The following is a 20,702-nucleotide window of genomic DNA, read 5'->3' on the forward strand; positions in this document are numbered from 1 at the left end:
CCCTTTTTTCATATCCTGCCCACAATTTGTATTTTTTCATAAAAAACGTATTCTTAACCAAATACGATGAACCTTTTGACAGACTTTCCGTTATATAGAATTTAAAATTACACGACGGAAACCATGACACTCTCTAAAACCTTTATCCTGATCAGTCTGTCATTCTCTTCCCAGTTGCTGCATGCACATTCCAATTCCGACAGTCTGTACATACACTACAAAGATTCACAACTCCTTAACCGGACAACCCGCCCTACCCTGCAAGTAAACGCACGCGAAAGTTTTCGGAAAGAATTCTCTTATATGGGAATCCCGTTCATAGCTTCCGGTCTGATCGTCAAAAAAAGAAACAGTGACTTCCGTACATTACGCAACCGGTTTCAACCAGCTTTTCATCTGCGCTATGATGACTACACACAATATGTTCCGCTGGCTGCCACCTGGGGACTGAAACTGGCTGGACTGGAAGGACGAAGTTCATGGAAGGAACTGACAGTCAGCAATGTCTTTTCCGCCGCTCTCATGGCTGGTTTTGTCAACGCACTGAAATATACCACAAAAGAAACCCGACCGGACAATTCTTCAAACAACTCGTTTCCATCCGGACACACAGCCACTGCCTTTATGTGTGCCACCATCCTTCATAAGGAATACGGGATGATCAGTCCCTGGTTTAGTATCGGAGGATATACGTTTGCCGGACTGACAGGCATTACCCGTCAGCTGAACAACCGGCATTGGATCGGTGACGTACTGGTGGGAGCAGGTATCGGAATGATTTCGACCGATTTGGGTTATTTCCTGTCAGATCTGATATTCAAGCGGAAATATACGGATACATGGAAAGGAAAAACAGATTATGACCGCTATGATGCACCTTCTTTTCTGAGTTTCAGTATGGGAGCAGCCTCAGGCCCATCCCTTCTGCGCACGGCTGAACTGTATGATACGGAAAACGGCTCTCCACTAGGGATGAAGCTTAAAGCAGGAACCGCTACGACAGTCAGCATAGAAGGCGCTTATTTTTTCAATACATACTTCGGAATAGGTGGACGACTGAAAGTAGCTACGCTTCCAATAATCGCGGACATCCCGGAAGAAAACAAGAAATTTTTCGATATGGATGGTGACCGATATCAGGGAGCTCCGGTCAACATGTTCCTGCTTGACGGTCTGGAATCAGACCACCTCGGTATGTTTGATATGGATTTGGGAGTATATGGTTCTTATCCGGTCAGCCGCCATTTCCTCATTGGAAGCAAATTGCTGATAGGACGAAGAATGAATGCCAATTTCAGTCTGAATTCCGTCTGCCGGATCAATCCTCAGATTTTTGATCGCAGAATTGTCAGTGAGGAAGCCTACAAACAATTTTATCAGGAAGATGTAACGTACTATATGCAACAGGAAGATCTGACACACGAAGACTTGTTACAGAATCAGTATGTGGACGATGACTTCCTGAGTATCCGGAAAAGTTCTACCTGGAAAATAGGAACCGGAATCTCATTGACCTACCGCTATAAAGAAGACGCTGCTTTCCGGCTGTTCTGTGATTATGATTTTGCTTCTCCCCGGCTGACTTACGATCTGAAAAATACATGGACAGATGAAGAGGGGAAGCGGCCTTCCCGTTCCTACAGCCGCCGCACTCCCATGCATAATGTCACATTCGGAGGGGCCATCGTCTTCGTTTTCTGAACTGAAAGTCGTTGCACATTCTACTTATTTTTATTATTTTCGCCTCCCGATATGATAGACCAAGCCACCATAGACCGTATTCTTGATGCCGCCCAGATTGTGGATGTGGTATCTGAGTTCGTGACTCTTCGCCGCAGAGGAGTCAACTATATCGGACTGTGCCCCTTTCATAACGAAAAGACTCCTTCATTCAGCGTATCACCCAGTAAAGGTCTTTGCAAGTGTTTCAGTTGCGGAAAAGGAGGAAACGTGGTTCATTTTATCATGGAACACGAGCAGCTTACCTATTATGAAGCACTGAAATGGCTGGCTAGAAAGTATAACATTGAAATCAAAGAACGCGAACTGACTGATGAAGAAAAACAGGCACACAGCCTGCGCGAAAGTCTGTTCGTGGTAAACCAATATGCGGCCGAGTATTTTCAGGACATTCTTTACAACAACATTGACGGGCAGCGTATCGGTATGACCTATTTGCGGGGACGAGGATTCCGCGATGATATCATCAAGAAGTTCCAGCTCGGTTACAGCACAGACAGCCATGATGCCCTGGCCAAAGCTACCATTCAGAAAGGATATAAAGCCGACTATCTGGTAAAGACCGGACTCTGCTATCGCAAAGATGATGGCTCGCTGAGAGACCGGTTCTGGGGACGCGTCATTTTCCCTGTACATACGCTTTCGGGCAAGGTAGTGGCTTTCGGAGGCCGTGTGCTCAATGCGGCTACCAAAAACGTGCAGATGAAGTACGTAAACTCCCCTGAATCGGAAATATACCACAAGAGCCGCGAACTCTACGGTATCTACTTTGCCAAGCAGGCCATTGTCCGTCAGGACCGCTGCTTTCTGGTAGAAGGATATACCGATGTCATTTCCATGCATCAAAGTGGTATTGAAAATGTCGTTGCCTCATCGGGTACGGCACTGACAGCCGAACAGATACGGATGATCCATCGCTTCACCAATAACATCACTGTACTCTATGATGGTGACGGCGCCGGAATCAAAGCCAGTATCCGGGGTATTGACATGCTGCTGGAAGAAGGGATGAACGTAAAAGTCTGCCTGCTTCCTGACGGAGACGATCCGGACAGCTTTGCCCGGAAACATAATGCAACGGATTATCAGGCATATATCAACGGACATGAAGTAGATTTCATCCGTTTCAAGACCGACCTGCTGATGGAAGAAGCCGGAAAGGATCCGATCAAACGGGCCTCTCTGATTTCAAGCATTGTCAAGAGTATTTCTGTCATACCGGATGCCATCGTGCGTTCTGTATATATCCGTGAATGCAGCCAGATGTTGCAGATGGAAGAGAAGATCCTGGTGGAAGCGACAGCAAAACTTATTGAACAGGCTCGCGAAACCCGGTTCAAGGAAGAACAACGCCGCCAGCAACGGGAATCCCGTCAGCAGACAACAGCCTACCATACAGAAAGTACAACCGGAAATAACACATATATTCCCGTTCCCTCTCCTGCTGAACCTCCGGCAGAGAATCTGGTTCCTGTGCCTCCCACATCGGAATTCTTGCCGGAAGAATATGGAAGTCAGCCGGTTTTGCCAGAAAACATACCTCCGTTTACTCCAGAAGACGCAGCAGCCTCCTTGCCTGCGGCAGACATCACTCCAGCAGAAGCTCCGGAATCATCCCCAGCTTACACTTCTTATATACCTCTGGAAGGGAATGAGAAAAAAGTCTTTTATGCCAAAGAGGAAGAACTGGTACGGATGCTGATCAGATACGGAGAAAAGATCATGTGTTATCTGGAAGACGAAAACGGAGAAGAGCGGCCGCTCACAGTAACCGAATACATTGCATCCGAACTGAAAGAAGACGAACTTCAGTTCCATGATCCTCTGCACCGCCTCATCCTGAAAGAAGCGGAAGCCCATCTGCATGACAACGGATTTACCACAGAACGTTACTTCATTGCACATCCGGATCCGGCCATCAGCAAACTGGCTGCCGATCTGGCCAGTGAACGGTATCAGCTCAGCAAATATCATTCCAAGAACCAGAAAATAATAACAGACGAAGAACGTCTCTACGAACTGGTTCCCCGCCTGCTTCTGGATTTCAAGCTAGCCATTGTGGAAGAAGAAATGAAACACACCCTACAGGCATTGAGCAATCCGGCAATAGCCAATGATCCGGAACAATGTCTTGCCATCATGCAGCGCTACAAGGAATTACAGCAAACACAGAGCCTGATGGCTCAAAATGCCGGCGACCGTGTAGTCCTGAAAGCGTAGGATGTGCCCTGCTTATTGTCTGTTACGGATCAGATTCATAAACTCTTCACGAGTCTTTGCCTGATTGAATGCTCCGGTAAAATCAGACGTAGTGGTCACAGAGTTTTGTTTCTCTACTCCCCGCATCTGCATACACATATGCTTAGCCTCCACAACAACCATTACACCTAATGGATTTAAAGTTTCCTGGATGCATTCCTTGATTTGCAAGGTCATACGTTCCTGCACCTGCAGACGATGGGAAAAGATGTCTACAACACGGGCAATCTTGCTTAAACCAGTAATATAGCCATTTGGAATATAAGCCACGTGTGCTTTGCCATAGAAAGGCAGCATGTGATGTTCACACATCGAAAAGAAATCTATGTCCTTAACGATGACCATCTGGCTATAAGGTTCCTTAAACTTCGCAGCATTCAGCACAGCTTTCGGATCAACCTCATAACCGCGGGTTAAAGTCAGCATGGCTTTTGCCACACGTTCCGGAGTCTTCAGCAGTCCTTCACGTTCCGGATCTTCTCCCAGCAAGGACAGAATTTCCTTGTAATGGGACATCAGTTTAGCCACTCTCTCTTCAGGCCAGTTCACCAAGTTTGTATCAATCATCGTTGTTCGGTTTATTCAATAGGGATATTAATCTGTTCACGCACAATGGCAACTTCTTTAAAGTTACCGGTACTTTTCAGCTTACGCATAGCTACATGTGCTTCTTCTATACTCTTAAAGTCGCCTACACGACATAACCAGCGGGGAGGTTGAAAGTAGGTATAAACCGGCATCTCAGGGAATTCTTCTTTCACCTTCTCTGCCACACGGTTAGCCTCATTACGGGCTTGCCGGGAGTTGTTGCCTGCATACACCTGCACACGGAAACCTCTGCTTTTCAGTGTACGCTGTGCCTCAGTTGCAGTAGCCTTCACATAACGCGAACCAATCAGTGCCGTTATGCCGGCATCCTGATGTACTGTTACCTTACCTTGTCCGGGACGGTCGGTCTGCAAGCTTTCCACAATATTCCGCTGTGCACTCGCCGCAGTAACAGATAAAAGAAAAATAAGAGACAATAGATATTTAATCATAGCCGGATTGTTATTTGTATTGACAAAGAGAATATTCTTTTCTCATATTGATTCGGGAACTCCTTCCGAAGTCCGTCTTTGTGTAAAACAGAAGTCGGAGAGGGTTTATCATATCCCTCCCCAACTTTGTTTGTCTTATCAGTTCAGATTATTTGAAAGCATCGATGATACCCTTGAAGTCAGCAACCTTCAAAGCAGCACCACCAATCAGACCACCGTCTACATCCGGGTTAGCGAACAATTCTTTTGCATTGCTCGGCTTGCAGCTACCACCGTACAGGATAGAAGTGTTTTCAGCAACTTCCTGACCATATTTAGCAGCAACCAATGAACGGATATGTGCGTGGATTTCCTGAGCCTGAGCCGGAGTAGCAGTCTTACCAGTACCGATAGCCCAAACCGGTTCGTAAGCCAAAATAACCTTGCTGAAATCTTCAGCAGACAGAGAGAATACAGAAGCCAGCTGAGCTTCTACAACTTCATTCTGCTTGTTAGCTTCACGTTCTTCCAGAACTTCACCGATACAGAAAATAGGTTTCAGGTTGTTAGCCAAAGCCAATTTAACCTTTTTCTTCCAGGATTTCTACAGTTTCGTGATAGTAAGCACGACGTTCTGAGTGACCCAGGATTACATACTGAGCACCAGTTGAAGCAACCATTTCAGCAGAAACTTCACCTGTGTAAGCTCCAGATACTTTATCTGCGCAGTTTTCAGCACCTACGCCAATGATGTTCTTGTCAACAATCGGAGTAACAGAAGCCAGGTGAATGAACGGAGTACAGATGATAACATCACAGTTAGGTTTGTCTGCGATCAGTGCTTCATTCAGTTCCTTAGCCAAAGCGATACCTTCCTGCAGGTTCTTGTTCATTTTCCAGTTACCTGCTACAATGTTCTTTCTCATTATTACAAAAAATTTAAAGGGTTAATATTTCTTTTTATAATCTCTATTCCAACTTTTCCTGTTCCGTTTTCGATACGGCACGTCTTCTCCGCGCCTTGATTTGCAGCCAGATCAGGTCTGCAGCCGTAAACAGCAACAGCGGACCAACGAACCATCCGACAACTTCCAGAATCCGGTGAACCAGTGTCTTGCGGCTCAGATGAGCCAGCGGAAGTTTCTCCAGCGGAGCATTCAACTGATATTCATCCGGAATGGACGCAGAACTCCATTTATTGATCACTACTCCCTTCTTGAGCAACATCAGTCCGGGATTAGAACGGATCATGGTCTTGAGCGTTATTTCATCTGCCAGTGCAAAAGGGTATTCCGCCCCTGTATTTTCCTGCCAGGCAGCTATCGCCTCATCACCTGATGCAGTCAGACACAGAAAACGGTATCCATGTTCTACACTATAATCATAGACTTCATTTATCAGATCCATGCTGCTGTCGTCTGCTCTCTCCAGCCAGGGAGCTACCAGCAGGAATGTATAATTGTCATCTCCAAGTATAGTGTCTGTCAGTTCCAGACCATCTTCCTGCGAGACAATATGAAAATCCTGAATCGGCGGTTCATATCCTTTCTCCTTGACGATTGTCTTTGAATCAACAAAAGTCCAGGTGGTATCACCAGGAAGATTGTCAATGGTAAAGACCTGTTCCTTCCCCTCTTTGGCATAGATGAAAACTGTTTCCAGCACACTGGGTTTCTCACCTTCCGGAATTTCCATCTTCTCCCGAATATCGGATCCGATATGATAAGGCCGGAAATCAAAGACAGGAAGATGCCTGAATGTAAAAGTGGAGAAAAAGATAATAAAGACAAAACTGTAAAGAGCTACCAGCCAGTCTACCTTATCCGTAACCAGTTTAAACAAATGCCTGCTGCCCCGGAAAACAGATACAGCCGCTATCAGCAGCACGACATTCTTGGCGAAAGTTTCCCAATTAGTCAATACAACAGCGTCACCGAAGCATCCGCAATCAGATATCGGATTCGAAATGGCGAGCCATAGAGTAAGAGGAGTCATGAAACACATCACCAGCAAAGTAAGAAAGGGAGCCAGCCGGCGACGGATACCAAACAACAGATAAATACCCAGTGCAAACTCAAATACACCGACAGCCAGAGCCAGGACATACGGCAGGGCGCCCGATTTCAGAGAAAGCAGTCCCCACGCTTCCAGATAATCCTGAACCTTATAAACAGTCCCTAACGGATCGTTGGCTTTGATAAATCCGGAAAACGTAAAGGCCACTGCCAGCAGAAACCGGCAAGCATTGGTCCATATCACAACGGCTCTATGTATCTGTTTATTCTCCAAATTCCAATTTTATCAGTCCAAATACCGAATAGTTAATCATATCCATATAATTGGCATCAATGCCTTCTGAAACCAGAGTCTCACCATTCAAGGCTTCAATCTGCTTGGTCCGATAAAGTTTCATCAGAATCAGATCGGTGTACGAAGTGATCCGCATACTGCGCCATGCCTCATCGTAATCATGGTTCTTGGCCAGCATCAGTTCCAATGCTTCCTTCGCATATTTATCATAGAAAGCCAGCGCGGTCTCTTCCGTCATATCATCCGTTTCTGCATAACCTAATTCCAGCTGAATCAGTCCGATGATTCCATAATTGACAATAGCCATGAATTCCGGCCGGATTCCTTCACCCACCAAAGAAACTCCTTTTATTTCCAGACTGCGAATGCGGTTCGCCTTGATAAAAATCTGGTCGGTTACCGATGAAGGTCTCATAATGCGCCATGCAGCTCCGTAATCATGCAGCTTCTTGGCAAACAGGTCACGGCACAAGGCAATTACATGTTCAAATTGTTGCTTAGTATCTTTCATTATCAAGTCTTATCCGAAATCAGTGCGACAAAGTTACTGAATTTTCGGATAAATACATTATTTTTCAGGCACGGATTACATGATCGCATGCGGAAATAGCGTCAACCGCAAAAAAATCAGTAATCCGTGCCTGAAACGGAGTCCTCTTCAGAACTCTCAATATATCAGCTCGTCATCAAGAGCATTTCAATACTTGTCCCGGACGCAAAATAGTCGTACGCTTGATTCCGTTCAACTGACACAAACGGTCAATAGATACATGATAGATTCTCGAAATCCGGCCCAGCGTATCTCCTTTCTTGATCTTATGGTAGCGAACGGAAGAGTTTCCTTCCGAAGCCTGTTGCTTGGCAACAACCTGATCCATTTTGCCGCTCTTCACAGCAGCCAAGGCACGTGTACGCTGATAAGCATAGCGGTTGGCACCCTTGATAAACAGATAACTGTCGGCTACGATATCCTGATTGGGGAAATCAAACATAAATTCCGGATTGATAACTTCACCCAGGAAGCGGGTTTCAAAGTGAAGATGAGAACCGGTTGAACGTCCTGTATTACCACCCAGTCCGATCGGATCTCCAGCCTTTACATATTCATTCTCAGCAACGATCTGTTTGGACAGGTGTCCGTAAATAGTTTCCAGACCATTGTCGTGACGGATCACTACATACTTTCCGTATCCGCGACGTTCATACTTAACCATACGTACACGTCCGTCAAAAGCAGCACGGATCGTATCACCGATATACACTTTGATGTCCAGTCCATTGTGCATACGTCTCCAGCGGGGACCGCACTTGGAAGTAATCTTGGTGTGAGTGGTAGGCATGCAGAATCCGGAAAGATCAATCCGAAAAGTATCGGGAACGGAAACGGTGTTTCCATATGCGTGAACACGCTGATTTTCCCAGGTAGGATACAAACTGTAAGCGGGATAAACCGCCTGTTCCGCCTTAATCTGGCGCACTAAAGCCAAAGAATCTACGGCTTTCAGTTTTCTGTCGATGGGAGCCTGACGAGCCAGCAAGTCCTGCCCTGCCACATTGATGCTCACCATCGCAAAGGCTACTGTCGCAACCGTTTTAATACATTTTAAAATCATTCTTACAACGTTTTCCAATGTATCTTGCGTTTGATCATCTTACACAATCAAACGCAGGATAAAATCGATATTTAAATTAAAAATAATTCAATAGCAAGAGAATAAATGACCCTTATTACAACTAAGGTTCTGAAAAAATCGTCTCAAAGATAATTTTTTTTTCGTTAGAACGGGGCACTTAATTAACTATTTTTTCATCTATTTTCATTCAATAATCTGAAAACGCCTATTATTTATGTTTTAAAACACAATATACAGAAAAACAATTTATTGATGTGACAAAACAAATACAACCGGAACCTCGCAGCACGCAGAGGTTATTTCTTCGGCTGAAACTTTCCGTCTCTCCATTCATATTCCAATTGCTTCATATTCAAGCTGGAAGTCAGACGGTCTGAATTTTCCTTATCCATATACTCCGGAGTGGTGTAGACAAACGACAATGTCTTTCCTTTCTCCGACAAGGAAGCCTTCAGCAGATACATGTCGGCATACTTCCGTACGTCTGCCAGCGAATCAGCCTGAGCCGTTGTTTCCGGTGTCTTATAAAACACACTTTCTGCAGGAAGCTGTATAAACTGAGAAACAGGAAGTTCTTTCCATGCCGTATCGTAAAAAGAAATGCGGCTGTCGGCAACCGGTGCCTGATAAGTCTGCACCATGCAAATGATATTTACAGAATCGTTTACTGGCAAAAGTTTCATTTCCATCGTACTGACGGAAGTAGACTGCATCAGCAGATAATCGTCTGTCAACTTCAGCATTTCAGAGAAATTGCCAAAACGGTTACGTACCCGGGCCTTCATGTTACTGGCCAGAAAGTCTCCAAAATCAGCACGATTCACTTCTGTCCACAATGGAGACAGGGAATCGGGCATTGCCACAAACAAAGACTTCAGATCTTGTGCCTGAACCATCAGACTACAAAACATCAGACATATCAATAATAACCGTTTCATAAACACATTCTCTTTTCGTTTTCTTTTTTAGCGGGCCAAATATACAGATTTTTATCGGTTCGGATTCTCTTTTCTTATTTTTTAAGAAGACGAAAGGCCGATTCTATTTTTTCCGCTTCAAAACCGCCGTCGGATTCTCCCCGAAATATTCCTTATAACACTTCGTGAAATAAGAAGGAGAACTGAACCCTACCTCATAAGTGATTTCGGAAATCGTCTTTTCCGTGGAAGCCAGCAGAGAAGCAGCTTTCTTCAGACGAGCAATGCGCAACAGTTCATTAGGCGAATAACCGCAAAGGGCCTTCGTCTTGCGGTAAAGTTGTACCCGGCTCAGCCCGATCTGTTCACCCAGTTCTTCCACACTGAGATCCGGATCCGACAAGCGTTCCTCGATCAGCCGGTGAAGTTTTTCCAGGAATCCCTTATCAACTTCTGCAACCGGAGTCTTCTGCAAAGAGACATTACTGATGTCTGCAAAAAGACTCTGCAGACGACGGCGGTTCTCGATCAGATTACGCAGACGTACGGTCAGCAGACGGGCACTGAACGGCTTCGAGATATAAGAATCTGCTCCACACTCATATCCCTTGATTTTTTGCTCGTCAACAGCATAAGCCGTAAGCATCATAACCGGAATATGGGAGGTCTGTACCTCTGATTTCAGACGACGGCAACATTCCATACCGTCCATGACCGGCATCATGACATCACAGATAATGGCATCGGGCACATATTTCATGGCCTGCTGAAGCCCTTCCTGACCATTGGCAGCTTCGATCACATTGTATTCATCCTGCAAAACCGAACGTACATAGTCCCGGATATCCAGATTGTCATCAATCACAAGAATCGTTTCCTTGTCATCCGGAGTTGACTCAGGAGCAACAGCCTGCAAGGTTTCCTGATCGGCAGCCAGCACGGCTCCTTCCTTCAGATTCGTCAGGACGGCACTGCGGGTCGTATCCGGATCAAGCGTTCCCGACTGACAGGCCGGAATCTCAATGGTAAAGCAAGTTCCCTGCCCTTCGGTTGTATCCACCGAAATTGTTCCATGATGCATCTCCACAAAGGATTTGACCAAGGCAAGTCCGATACCCGAACCGGCATGATGGACATCTATCTGATAGAAGCTGTCAAAAATATGCCGTACGTGTTCGGCCGGCATACCGACTCCGGTGTCCGTCACCTGCAGGCGGACTGCCGGTTCTCCATTTTTCGTGCAAGAAGACAGATGCATGCTGATCTGTCCGTTCTCGGGAGTGAACTTAAAGGAATTCGACAGCAGGTTATACACAATCCGCTCCAGTTTCTCGGCATCCGCTGTCACCGTAAAATCCGTATCAGCATCTGCATCAATCTGGAAATGGATGTGTTTCCGGAAAGACAAGGTCCGGAAAGCATCAGCCCACTCCAGCAAAGAGGCATGCAGATCAAACTGACTCAGACGCAACTGCAGCTTTCCATCTTCAAATTTCCGGAAATCCAGAATCTGATTGACCAGACGAAGCAATACAGCCACATTCTTGTGAACGATATTGAGCAGGAACCGTTCGTGTTCATTCAGATGATGGCTCTGAAGAAGCTGATCAACCGGATCTGCAATCAAAGTAAGCGGCGTACGGAAGTCATGTGAGACGTTTGTAAAGAAAGACAGCTTGGCATGAGTTGCGTCCTCCAGCTGGCGGGACAAGGTAATCAGCTGGTCACGTTGTTCCTCCAGCTGCTGCTTCTGTCTGGACAATTCCGTATTAAGCCGGTTCTTGGTCCAAAAGGCACGAACGACAAAGAAAAGTAAAGCTCCGACCAGTGCAATGATCACGATACAGGCATACAGGAACATCCGCTGGGCAGAATAACGCGAGAGAAAGGCATCCAACTGACCGTTCAGCTTTTCTATCTTTGCATCCAGGGTACTGATGTGCAAAGTCTGCATCTGCATGATACGGGCATTCTGCCGGTTTACCAGAGCTGTCGAAAGCAAAGTCTCACGCGGGAAACTGCGCTTTTCCAGAATATCCATGGCCACCTGAACCACCCGGTCACCTCCCGTCGGGTAGATAAATGTGGCGTCAAGCGTTCCGTCTGCCACCGATTCGACTCCCAGTCCTTCACCCGAAAGAGCATCCACACCGACAAAAAGCATGTCTTTGTCACGTCCCCGTCCTCTGGCAGCCTCACAGGCTCCCGAAGCCATCGGGTCATTGTGGGCAAAAACCAGATTGATCTGAGGCTGCTTCACCAGAATGGAATCAAATGCCGTCTCAGCAGACTGCTTGAGCCAGCCGGCATCAGCCGTAGCAACAATATGAATATCCGGAAAATCAGACAGTGCATCAATCAGTCCATGATGGCGGTCACGTGCCGGAGTGGAGCCTTTCAGCCCCGTCAGTTCTACAATATTTCCTTCTCCCCGCAAGCGGCTGGCAATATAAGTTCCTATCTGACGGCCCATCTCATAGTTATCGGCTCCGATATAAGCCGTATAACGTTCCGAATCAATCTTCCGGTCTACCAGTACCACCGGAATGCCCTTGTCGTAAGCCTTTTCTACCACCGGTGTAATGGCATCCGCTTCATTGGGAGCCACGACAATCAGATCCACCTCCTGACGGATAAAAGATTCTATATCAGCAATCTGCTGCCGGTTGTCATCTCTGGCCGAACGGATTCTGATTTCAACTCCCGGATAGAAAAGAGCTTCCCGGCGAATCTCCTTGTTCATCTGGGTACGCCATTCGTCATCACTGCACTGTGACACGCCGATCACATAGCGAGGCTCTTCACGGTCACAAGCCGTCAACAAGCAATTCAACATGCACAATACAAACAGAAAGTATACAGAGAAGTATTTCATGACCGCTAATTATTGGTTAGATTTACAAAGGTAACAAAATAATCCAATTCACCGGTAAAAGGGAATATTTTTCCAAAGACCGGCCTGCGTCAGGACGATGCTCCGGCACCATGCTGACAAAGATCTGATATCATGCAGACAATCCCCCTGGTTTATGCAGACAATTCCGGAGTTTCGTGCAGACGAAACTTTTGTATCGTGCTGGTGAAACTTTTGTTTCATGCTGGTGGAACTTTTGTTTCGTGCTAGTGGAACTTTTATATCGTGCTGGTGGAACAAAAATTTTCTCCTGAGAAACCACCTGTTTCATGCAGAAAAAACGGGTGAAATGTCCAGACATATTTTTCACAACGTGCTTTCTGCCCCGAACAATCCTCAAACAAAAAAAGGCGGATCTCCTGTTCAGAGTATCCGCCCTTCCCTAAAAAATATTATCATTTATGACAACCGACCAATCAAAGTTTCGGGAAATACAGGCATAGCCCCCTGTTGTGTGCAGACAAATGCCGAGGTATCTACAGCCAGACGATGTGCTTCTTCTACCGAACGGCCCTTCAAGATCGCAGCAGTGAAAGCAGCAGTAAACGAGTCACCGGCTCCAACCGTGTCAGCAACCTCCACTTTCGGAGTCTCTACAAAAGAGATATGTCCCGGAGTAAACACATAACTTCCGTTCACACCACAAGTCAGAATCAGCATCTTCAGATTATATTTAGCCAGCAGAATCCAGCATTTATCCTTCAGGTCGATACCGGGATAGCCAAACATCCGGCTTACGGTAACCAGCTCTTCATCGTTAATCTTCAAAATATTGCAACGGCTGAACGAATCACACAAAATTTCCTTTGTGTAAAAGCTCTGACGAAGATTGATATCAAAGATCTTCAAGGTATCAGGACCTTCAGGCATAGCATCCAGGAACTGATGAATCGTTTCACGCGACACAATGCTGCGCTGTGCCAGCGAACCGAAACATACCGCACGCGTCTGACGGGCCAGCCCTTCAAGCGCTTTGGTATAAGGAATATTATCCCATGCCACACCTTCCTTGATGTCATAACAGGGTACGCCTTCTGCATCCAGTTCAACCTGCACCGTACCAGTAGGATAAGGCACGGATTCAATCATACAATTCAAGTTCTTTTCACGGAAGTTTTCCAGAATCTCTGCTCCCAGTTTATCCTGTCCTACGGCACTGACCACACGGCTGTTCAAGCCGAACTGCGAAACATGATAAGCGAAGTTGGCCGGTGCACCACCTAATTTCTTGCCTTCGGGAAGCACGTCCCACAGTGCCTCACCCATTCCTACGATAATGTCATTCATGGTTTTCGGTTATTTTTTAAGTCTCAATGTATAAATTATCAAATAAATCACTCCTACACTCATTACGGCAACAGCTCCATTCTGACCGACGGCATCGCTGGCCACTCCCATCAGCAAAGGGAAGACCGTTCCACCGAAAAGTCCCATAATCATCAGACCGGAAACTTCATTCTTCTTGTCAGGAACCATTGTCAATGCCTGTGCAAAGATAATCGGGAATACATTGGAGTTACCAAAACCGATCAATGCAATGCAAACGTAGATCACATAGTGTGCTTCGGAAACCAGCAGTCCGACCATTGCAACCAGCATACATACGACACTGACAGCCAGGAAACGGCGGGCTGAAAGGTGTTGCAGGATAAATGTACCCAGCAAACAGCCTGCAGTACGGAAAATAAAGTAAAGGCTGGTGGCAAATCCTGCTTCCTCAAGAGTCAGGCCGACACGTTCCATCAACAGCTTGGGAGCTGTTGTATTGGTACCCACATCAATACCTACATGGCACATGATACCGATAAAACAAAGCAGGATAAACGGAGTTCCCAATAGTTTCAGGCAGTTCACCAGACCAGATGCCTTATCCGGTTTTTCTTCATCAATCGGAGTTGATGAAAGCCAGACAATGGCAATGATGGCTACCACCATATAGACCGGGAAAAGTACACGCCAGCCCAGTCCGAAGGTCGGCATTGCCTGTGTAGCTCCCCACATGGCGATATAGGGTGCCAGGAAAGAGGCTATGGCTTTGACAAACTGGCCGAAAGTCAAGGAACTGGCCAGTTTGTCACCCGAGATAATATTGCTCAGCAACGGGTTCAGCGAAGTCTGCATCAGTGCATTACCGATTCCCAGCAAGGAAAAGGAGCAAAGCATCAGTCCGTATCCGTCGCCGAAAAGAGGCAGCATCAGTGAAACGGCTGTCACTGCCAGACTCAGCAATACGGTACGTTTCCGTCCGATACGGTTCATCAGCATTCCCGTAGGAACAGAGAATATCAGGAACCAGAAGAATACAAGTGACGGAAAAATATTAGCCTGAGCATCCGTCAGTGCCAGATCGGCTTTTACATAATTGGAGGCAATTCCGACCAGATCCACAAAACCCATGGCAAAAAAGCAGAGCATAACGGGAATCAGCCTTCCGTATTTCATTTGTTGTTTAGCTGTCATAATGGTTACGAATTAGGTATGGATAATTTACAAGCCCAGTTGATGTACTTTCAGATTCTTCACTTCAGCCTCGCCACCTTGTGTATAGAAACGCAGTGCATTGTAAGGAATTGTCGGGAAGACCAGGTTGGTCATGGCGATACGGCCACCGTCCACAAAGATCTCAACGGAACATTTGTCCACAAATACATTCAAATGATAAGTCTTGCCTTCACACAATGAAAGAGGTGCCCATGTACCCAGCGCGAAGTCATTCACATAGTTCACAGATTCAGTCTTGCGGTGATCATCCGTTTCCTTTGCATGAGGTTCTGACTTCTCGCCAAAGGCTACAAGTCCGCTCTGTGTACGGTCCATCACCAGACGTCCGGCTTTCAGATCCAGATAGATGTCAGTCTTTTCACCCTTGTCATTCATCAGCTGGAAGCCTACTGTCTGAGCCTTGTTCGGCGTAATGTCCATTTCGAGTTCGCAAGCTCCTTCCTGACCGGTTGCCAGCGGACTAACCAGATGTTCATCGGTCATAACGAAATCGTTTACATACGCAGTTCCCTTACGCAGGCCTTCTGTTTCTTTCACAGCATTGGCTGCCATATAGATTTCTCCATCCTTCGTATAGAGAGACAGTTCACGAGGCAAGGCATTGGCTCCACGATACTGGCGGATCGGAGTTACGTTGGCATACTGCCAGTTGCTCATCCAGGGCACAGCTACTACACGTTCACCCAGATTAGAGAAGCAGACCGTAGCGTAATGATCCTTACCAAAGTCAAGCCATTTGGTCACACTCTTGTCAGTATCACAGTGGAATTCCTTTCCGTCGAAATCACCTACAAAGTATTCTGTTGCACTGCCACCGAACGGACATCCCGGATTGATATTGACAATCATCACCCATTTCATCTTGTTCTTGTCACCGTCAACAGGCAACTGGATGAAATCCGGACATTCAAACTGATTGGGCTGTACACCGTATCCTTCACCAAACTGGCTCAGATATTCCCAGTTCTTCAGATCCGTAGACGAATAGAAACGCATGTTCTTGTCGGCAGAAACAATCATATACCATTTCTGGGCCGGTTCATACCAGAAAACTTTCGGATCACGGAAGTCCTTCAGTCCGTCAAACGGAGTCAGAATCGGATTCTTTTCATATTTCGTATAAGTACGTCCGTTGTCAGTACTGTAAGCCATACACTGGATCTGTCCGTGTTCGTCACTGGCAGAAGTATAGAACGCAATCATGGCATCCTTTCCATAACCGGCACTGTTGTTTTTGTCAATTACCGTACTTCCGGAGAAAATATGTCCCAGAGTGTCGCGCGCAATAGCCGGATCCAGATGATCCCAATGAATCAGGTCTTTGCTGACTGAGTGTCCCCAGTGCATGTTTCCCCACTTCGAACCGTAAGGATTATACTGGAAATACAGGTGATATTCTCCGTCCTTGTACACCAGTCCGTTGGCATCGTTCATCCAGCCGTAAAGCGGAGTATGGTGATAAACCGGACGATAATAGTCCGTATTGGCAGTATTAAACGTATCAGCCAGCTGAATGCTGTCCCAGCAGATAGCATCTGCTGCTACACGGCCGATCGTCAGCGTTGCTTCCTTAGCACCCTGAGGCAAAGCAAAAGGCACATAATATTCCACACTGTCAACAGCCAGCCGGACATCCATGGCCATATCGGCAGGGCTTCCGGTCACAAGCTTCACCTTTCCTTCATTACAAGATTCCTGAATGGGGAGAATTAAATATTTAGTCGGGTTTGTGATGTGAACAATAGTAAGTGTATCACCCTGATGTTCAAAACTGATGGCACTCTTTTGCGGTTGACAGGCAGCCAGCGCAGCAGCTGTTGTCAAGGCCATTGTCAGATGATAAAAATTCTTTTTCATGGTTGCAGTTTATTTATGCGTTAAAGATACTATGTTTAAAAACTTTTCTGTCAATAAAATCATTATTTTCAGTTATCAGAACTTCAGACTGGCACTGAATTCCACTGTAAACGGACGGATATAGCTACCTGCCATTACGTGTCCGGCATACTGACCGGCATCTTCTTTTTCAATCAGTTCAGCACCGGCAATACTTCCTTTCGCACCGGTCTGGTTCAGGAAGTTTACTACTGTACAGCCCAGAGCCAGCTTCTTGTTCACCTGCCAGTTCAATCCTCCAAAGGTTTCCCAGCGGCCATTGAAATAGTAGGCATCGTTGATGTTCGCATAAGTCTTGCTGAAGTAACGGAAGCTGGTCCAGATTTTCAGATCCTTGGTAATCATATAGCTCGGATCGATTTCCACAATCACTTCCGGAATTTCAGCTACGATATTGCCCGTAGCATTGATGCTGCCTACATATCCGTCAGAGAAAGTAACGGAAGTTTCATATTTCTTGTAGGTCGGTTTCTGATAAGTGAAGAGGAAGTGAAGATCAAATCCCTTGAACGGACGTGCAACAACATCAGTGGTCCATCCCAAAGTCTTGATATCATAATTCAGCGGAGCCGCCATGATTTCAGTCTGTCCGGCAGCTGTCTTATGTTGCAGATTCAGTGTAGAGTTGTTGTTTGTCTTTGAAATATAAGAGAACAGTGAAGTCAGGCTCAACCATTCGTTGTTGTAATAGATTCCGGCACGTCCCAGAGGTACGGAGATTTTATCCGTGTTCGGTAAGGTAGCTGGAGCAAAATTTTCAATCTTCGGATGCTGGGTGATGTAAGTAAAGTCACCGGTAAATCCGAATTCCTTTGTCAGTTTATAAGTAACGGCAGCAGTCAATGCATAGTTCAGCCAGTCATAACTCATTGAAGTCGGAGCAATTTTAGTTCCATCAGGCGCTGTTGCTCCCAGATAATAGTTTGCAAAACGACCGACATACTCGCCATTTGCATTGGTTACGGCTGCGTTCTCACCGCGCAAAGCCTGATATTCCAGACGGGCACCATAATACAGGTTCAACTTATCTGTGATATCCCAATCATGCGTAAAGTAAAGAGCCAGTTTGTTTTCATGGCCTTTATAATATTCAGAAGCATTCTTGTTGAAATCATAGTAACAACCGCTTCCGGCATAAGTGCGGCCGGAGTATGTTGCGTAATCAGCATTATACAAACGCACCGGATAACTTCCATCCATCGGAACTGACTGGTCATACATGGTTGTAGATGAGGTATAGTCTACATCGTAGTACCATTCATTCAGGCCCAGTCGCCAGGTACTGTTGTTTACCTTTCTTGACAACTCTGTGGTAAACATGAAGGAATCGATAAAGCCACGGTTCAGACAAGACATACGGCTCTGTACATATTCACCGGTGTATGGCTGCATGCTGCCGTCAACGGCTTCATACAAATAATTGATTCCGGCTTCATTCTGATCAAGCGACATCGGAGTCTGATAAACCAAAGAACCGAGTGAATGATCATATTTCATTACTGTTTTCCAGTTCAGTCCGTTGTCCCAGGTGTAATTATTCATCAAAGTAAATTCACTACCCCTGTTCTGGCTGGCATCATACAGATTGGTCTTCTTAAGTTCACCGGTACGCATGTCGCGATAAACCATCTCATTGTCAACCGGCAAATAAGAAGTGGTACCCAATGCAAAATCACCAAACTCACGGACACTACCGTCACCTACATAAACGAAAGGAGCTGACTGTGTAGCGTAATTATATACCGGATGGCTGTTGCTGTAATGATAGATGGCTGTCAGTTCACCCCGGTTGTCATTATACTTCTTCGTAAGAGCAAACTTATAGATCTGCGTACGATCCTGGAAAGGAGTAGATTTAATCTTAAAGGTTCCCGGATCAAAATCCTGGTAAATACTTCCACTATAGAACCAGTCCTTGGCAAGGCTTCCGTTCAAGTTCAATGAAACCTCCTGCATTCCAAAATGATTGGTCTTATAGTTCAAGGTACCATGAAAGCCTTTTTCTCCAAGTTGAGTAAAAGAATTGACTGCATAACCGATGTTTCCGGTAGTAATGGCAGTTTCTGAAATCTTCAGCAAGCCCACATGACTCAAGCTGGCATCTGCGCGCCAAAGAGAATTGACCGAATGCGGATTCGTGGCATAAGTAACCGGAATTCCATTCTCCAGGACATTGACATCTGCAGAAGGAAGGCCGATCTGAATTTCACGGGGACCATTGGCACTGGCTGCATTCAGCATTACATTACGATTGCCTTCTTCTTTAGAAGTAGAACCATCTTCACCTTTGGAAGAATTGTTTTCTTGTGCATATCCATTCACACAAGCTAAAGCGAGCAGCAATACAACTGCTTTCATACGATTCATTTGTTTACTTTCTGACTTCATAGCATTAAAATCTTGCATGAGTTAATACCAAAGTTTTTTGTTTGCTGCGAAATTAGAAAGTCTCTCTTTTTCAATATAAAAGAAATGTTTCATAAACTATCAGGAATGTATCAGTGTAACATCCCTGATAGTTTATGAAACATTTCTAGCAGTCTTAAAAATGGATTCAGAACGCTTCTTTACGTTTCTTACAGGTGGCTATCAGCCAAATACCCAAAAGGATCAACGGAACACTCAGCCACTGTCCGATATTCAAAGTCATTCCAATTTCTTCTGCAACCTGAGGATTCTTCATGAATTCCAGTCCAAAACGTGCTCCAAAGAAGATCAGCAAAGAGACACCGGTTATCAGACCAACGTGCTTCTGCAAATGATATTTGCGATACATCACCGTAGAAGTAATCAACGCAACCAGACAATAAAGCATCTCATAGATCTGAGTAGGATGACATGGCAAAGCTTCTCCATTCTGATTATACAACTCTTGCCACTCACGCGAGCGAATAAATTCAAATCCCCACGGAAGCGTTGTAGGGAAACCAAAGATTTCAGAATTCATCAGATTCCCGAAACGGATACACATACATACCACTGCTACCGCCGGAATCATACGGTCGAACAACCACCAGACACTCTTTTGGGTAACTTTCTTAGAATACCAGATCAAGGCCAATATCAAGGCAAAGACACCACCATGACTGGCAAGTCCGCCCTTCCATATTTTCAGAATCTCCAAAGGATGGGCACCATAATAGTCCCACTCATAAAAAAGACAATGTCCCAGTCTGGCTCCCAAAACACTGCTGACAATACAATAAATAAATAATTTATCAGCCCATGCATCCGGATAGCCTTCTTTCTTGAACAAACGGGAAACCATTTCATAAGCCAATATGAAACCTAAGCCCCACATTAATCCGTACCAACGGATTTCCAAAGGTCCTAAATGAACCAGCACAGGGTCCACATCCCAGACAATATTCGCAAACATCATTTTTTCCTTTTTATTATTTACCTGTTTGCAAAGGAAAGAAAAAAATAGCGATCTGCATAAACTTTCAACCGTTAAGTTTTTATTTTATATCTTCTTATCCCCTATCAGTCATTAATTGTCCTTCACAGC

Annotated in this window: 14 protein-coding genes and 1 pseudogene; 2 read left to right on the forward strand and 13 right to left on the reverse strand. The window is 45.6% G+C overall.

Going from position 1 to position 20,702, the window contains the following annotated elements; all coding sequences use genetic code 11:
* Positions 1 to 123: 123 nt before the first annotated feature.
* The gene (locus BACCOPRO_RS11055; RefSeq protein WP_155819163.1) at positions 124 to 1,701 is read left to right on the forward strand and encodes a phosphatase PAP2 family protein; all 1,578 of its coding nucleotides are present in this window, start codon (positions 124 to 126) and stop codon (positions 1,699 to 1,701) included.
* Between the two features lie 51 nt (positions 1,702 to 1,752).
* Positions 1,753 to 3,960: a DNA primase gene (gene dnaG, locus BACCOPRO_RS11060; protein WP_008143647.1), complete on the forward strand. Its 2,208-nt coding sequence runs from the start codon at positions 1,753 to 1,755 to the stop codon at positions 3,958 to 3,960.
* 12 nt (positions 3,961 to 3,972) lie between these two features.
* On the opposite strand, the gene folE is transcribed toward dnaG, so the two are convergent.
* From folE to lgt, 13 genes and pseudogenes are all read right to left on the reverse strand, one after another.
* Complete coding sequence (gene folE / locus BACCOPRO_RS11065) at positions 3,973 to 4,566, reverse strand: GTP cyclohydrolase I FolE (RefSeq protein ID WP_008143649.1); 594 nt, start codon at positions 4,564 to 4,566, stop codon at positions 3,973 to 3,975.
* 11 nt (positions 4,567 to 4,577) lie between these two features.
* Complete coding sequence (locus BACCOPRO_RS11070; RefSeq protein ID WP_008143651.1) at positions 4,578 to 5,039, reverse strand: SPOR domain-containing protein; 462 nt, start codon at positions 5,037 to 5,039, stop codon at positions 4,578 to 4,580.
* Between the two features lie 148 nt (positions 5,040 to 5,187).
* A pseudogene (gene tpiA / locus BACCOPRO_RS11075) lies at positions 5,188 to 5,944 on the reverse strand (triose-phosphate isomerase).
* Positions 5,945 to 5,987: 43 nt separating this feature from the next.
* Entirely contained in the window at positions 5,988 to 7,307 is a 1,320-nt protein-coding gene (locus BACCOPRO_RS11080; RefSeq protein ID WP_008143657.1) for a BT_3928 family protein, read from the reverse strand.
* Entirely contained in the window at positions 7,297 to 7,839 is a 543-nt protein-coding gene (locus BACCOPRO_RS11085; RefSeq protein WP_008143659.1) for a DUF1599 domain-containing protein, read from the reverse strand. The genes BACCOPRO_RS11080 and BACCOPRO_RS11085 overlap by 11 nt, the downstream gene beginning before the upstream one ends.
* Before the next feature lie 175 nt (positions 7,840 to 8,014).
* Positions 8,015 to 8,941 (reverse strand): peptidoglycan DD-metalloendopeptidase family protein, encoded by a 927-nt coding sequence (locus BACCOPRO_RS11090; RefSeq protein ID WP_008143662.1) that lies wholly within the window; start codon positions 8,939 to 8,941, stop codon positions 8,015 to 8,017.
* A gap of 317 nt (positions 8,942 to 9,258) precedes the next feature.
* Complete coding sequence (locus tag BACCOPRO_RS11095; RefSeq protein ID WP_040311375.1) at positions 9,259 to 9,900, reverse strand: DUF3256 family protein; 642 nt, start codon at positions 9,898 to 9,900, stop codon at positions 9,259 to 9,261.
* Positions 9,901 to 10,003: 103 nt separating this feature from the next.
* Positions 10,004 to 12,754 carry a hybrid sensor histidine kinase/response regulator transcription factor gene (locus BACCOPRO_RS11100; RefSeq protein ID WP_040311376.1) on the reverse strand — a complete coding sequence of 917 codons (2,751 nt, stop codon included), beginning with the start codon at positions 12,752 to 12,754 and terminating at the stop codon, positions 10,004 to 10,006.
* Between the two features lie 438 nt (positions 12,755 to 13,192).
* Positions 13,193 to 14,080, reverse strand: coding sequence for a carbohydrate kinase family protein (locus BACCOPRO_RS11105; protein WP_008143665.1), 888 nt, complete (start codon positions 14,078 to 14,080; stop codon positions 13,193 to 13,195).
* A gap of 9 nt (positions 14,081 to 14,089) precedes the next feature.
* Entirely contained in the window at positions 14,090 to 15,253 is a 1,164-nt protein-coding gene (locus BACCOPRO_RS11110) for an MFS transporter (protein ID WP_008143666.1), read from the reverse strand.
* A gap of 27 nt (positions 15,254 to 15,280) precedes the next feature.
* The gene (locus BACCOPRO_RS11115) at positions 15,281 to 17,152 is read right to left on the reverse strand and encodes a glycoside hydrolase family 32 protein (RefSeq protein ID WP_008143667.1); all 1,872 of its coding nucleotides are present in this window, start codon (positions 17,150 to 17,152) and stop codon (positions 15,281 to 15,283) included.
* A 75-nt stretch (positions 17,153 to 17,227) separates the two neighbouring features.
* Entirely contained in the window at positions 17,228 to 19,597 is a 2,370-nt protein-coding gene (locus BACCOPRO_RS11120) for a TonB-dependent receptor (RefSeq protein WP_008143668.1), read from the reverse strand.
* Positions 19,598 to 19,745: 148 nt separating this feature from the next.
* Positions 19,746 to 20,570 carry a prolipoprotein diacylglyceryl transferase gene (gene lgt / locus BACCOPRO_RS11125; protein ID WP_040311442.1) on the reverse strand — a complete coding sequence of 275 codons (825 nt, stop codon included), beginning with the start codon at positions 20,568 to 20,570 and terminating at the stop codon, positions 19,746 to 19,748.
* Between the last annotated feature and the right edge of the window lie 132 nt (positions 20,571 to 20,702).

This window comes from Phocaeicola coprophilus DSM 18228 = JCM 13818, assembly GCF_000157915.1.
GTDB lineage: Bacteria > Bacteroidota > Bacteroidia > Bacteroidales > Bacteroidaceae > Phocaeicola > Phocaeicola coprophilus.

Excerpts from the sequence above, each read along its gene's own strand:
- BACCOPRO_RS11055 (WP_155819163.1), top strand. The coding sequence starts at position 124 with ATGACACTCTCTAAAACCTTTATCCTGATCAGTCTGTCATTCTCTTCC.
- dnaG (WP_008143647.1), top strand. The coding sequence starts at position 1,753 with ATGATAGACCAAGCCACCATAGACCGTATTCTTGATGCCGCCCAGATT.
- folE (WP_008143649.1), bottom strand. The coding sequence starts at position 4,566 with ATGATTGATACAAACTTGGTGAACTGGCCTGAAGAGAGAGTGGCTAAA.
- BACCOPRO_RS11070 (WP_008143651.1), bottom strand. The coding sequence starts at position 5,039 with ATGATTAAATATCTATTGTCTCTTATTTTTCTTTTATCTGTTACTGCG.
- BACCOPRO_RS11085 (WP_008143659.1), bottom strand. The coding sequence starts at position 7,839 with ATGAAAGATACTAAGCAACAATTTGAACATGTAATTGCCTTGTGCCGT.
- BACCOPRO_RS11090 (WP_008143662.1), bottom strand. The coding sequence starts at position 8,941 with ATGATTTTAAAATGTATTAAAACGGTTGCGACAGTAGCCTTTGCGATG.
- BACCOPRO_RS11095 (WP_040311375.1), bottom strand. The coding sequence starts at position 9,900 with ATGAAACGGTTATTATTGATATGTCTGATGTTTTGTAGTCTGATGGTT.
- BACCOPRO_RS11100 (WP_040311376.1), bottom strand. The coding sequence starts at position 12,754 with ATGAAATACTTCTCTGTATACTTTCTGTTTGTATTGTGCATGTTGAAT.
- BACCOPRO_RS11105 (WP_008143665.1), bottom strand. The coding sequence starts at position 14,080 with ATGAATGACATTATCGTAGGAATGGGTGAGGCACTGTGGGACGTGCTT.
- BACCOPRO_RS11110 (WP_008143666.1), bottom strand. The coding sequence starts at position 15,253 with ATGACAGCTAAACAACAAATGAAATACGGAAGGCTGATTCCCGTTATG.
- BACCOPRO_RS11115 (WP_008143667.1), bottom strand. The coding sequence starts at position 17,152 with ATGAAAAAGAATTTTTATCATCTGACAATGGCCTTGACAACAGCTGCT.
- BACCOPRO_RS11120 (WP_008143668.1), bottom strand. The coding sequence starts at position 19,597 with ATGCAAGATTTTAATGCTATGAAGTCAGAAAGTAAACAAATGAATCGT.
- lgt (WP_040311442.1), bottom strand. The coding sequence starts at position 20,570 with ATGTTTGCGAATATTGTCTGGGATGTGGACCCTGTGCTGGTTCATTTA.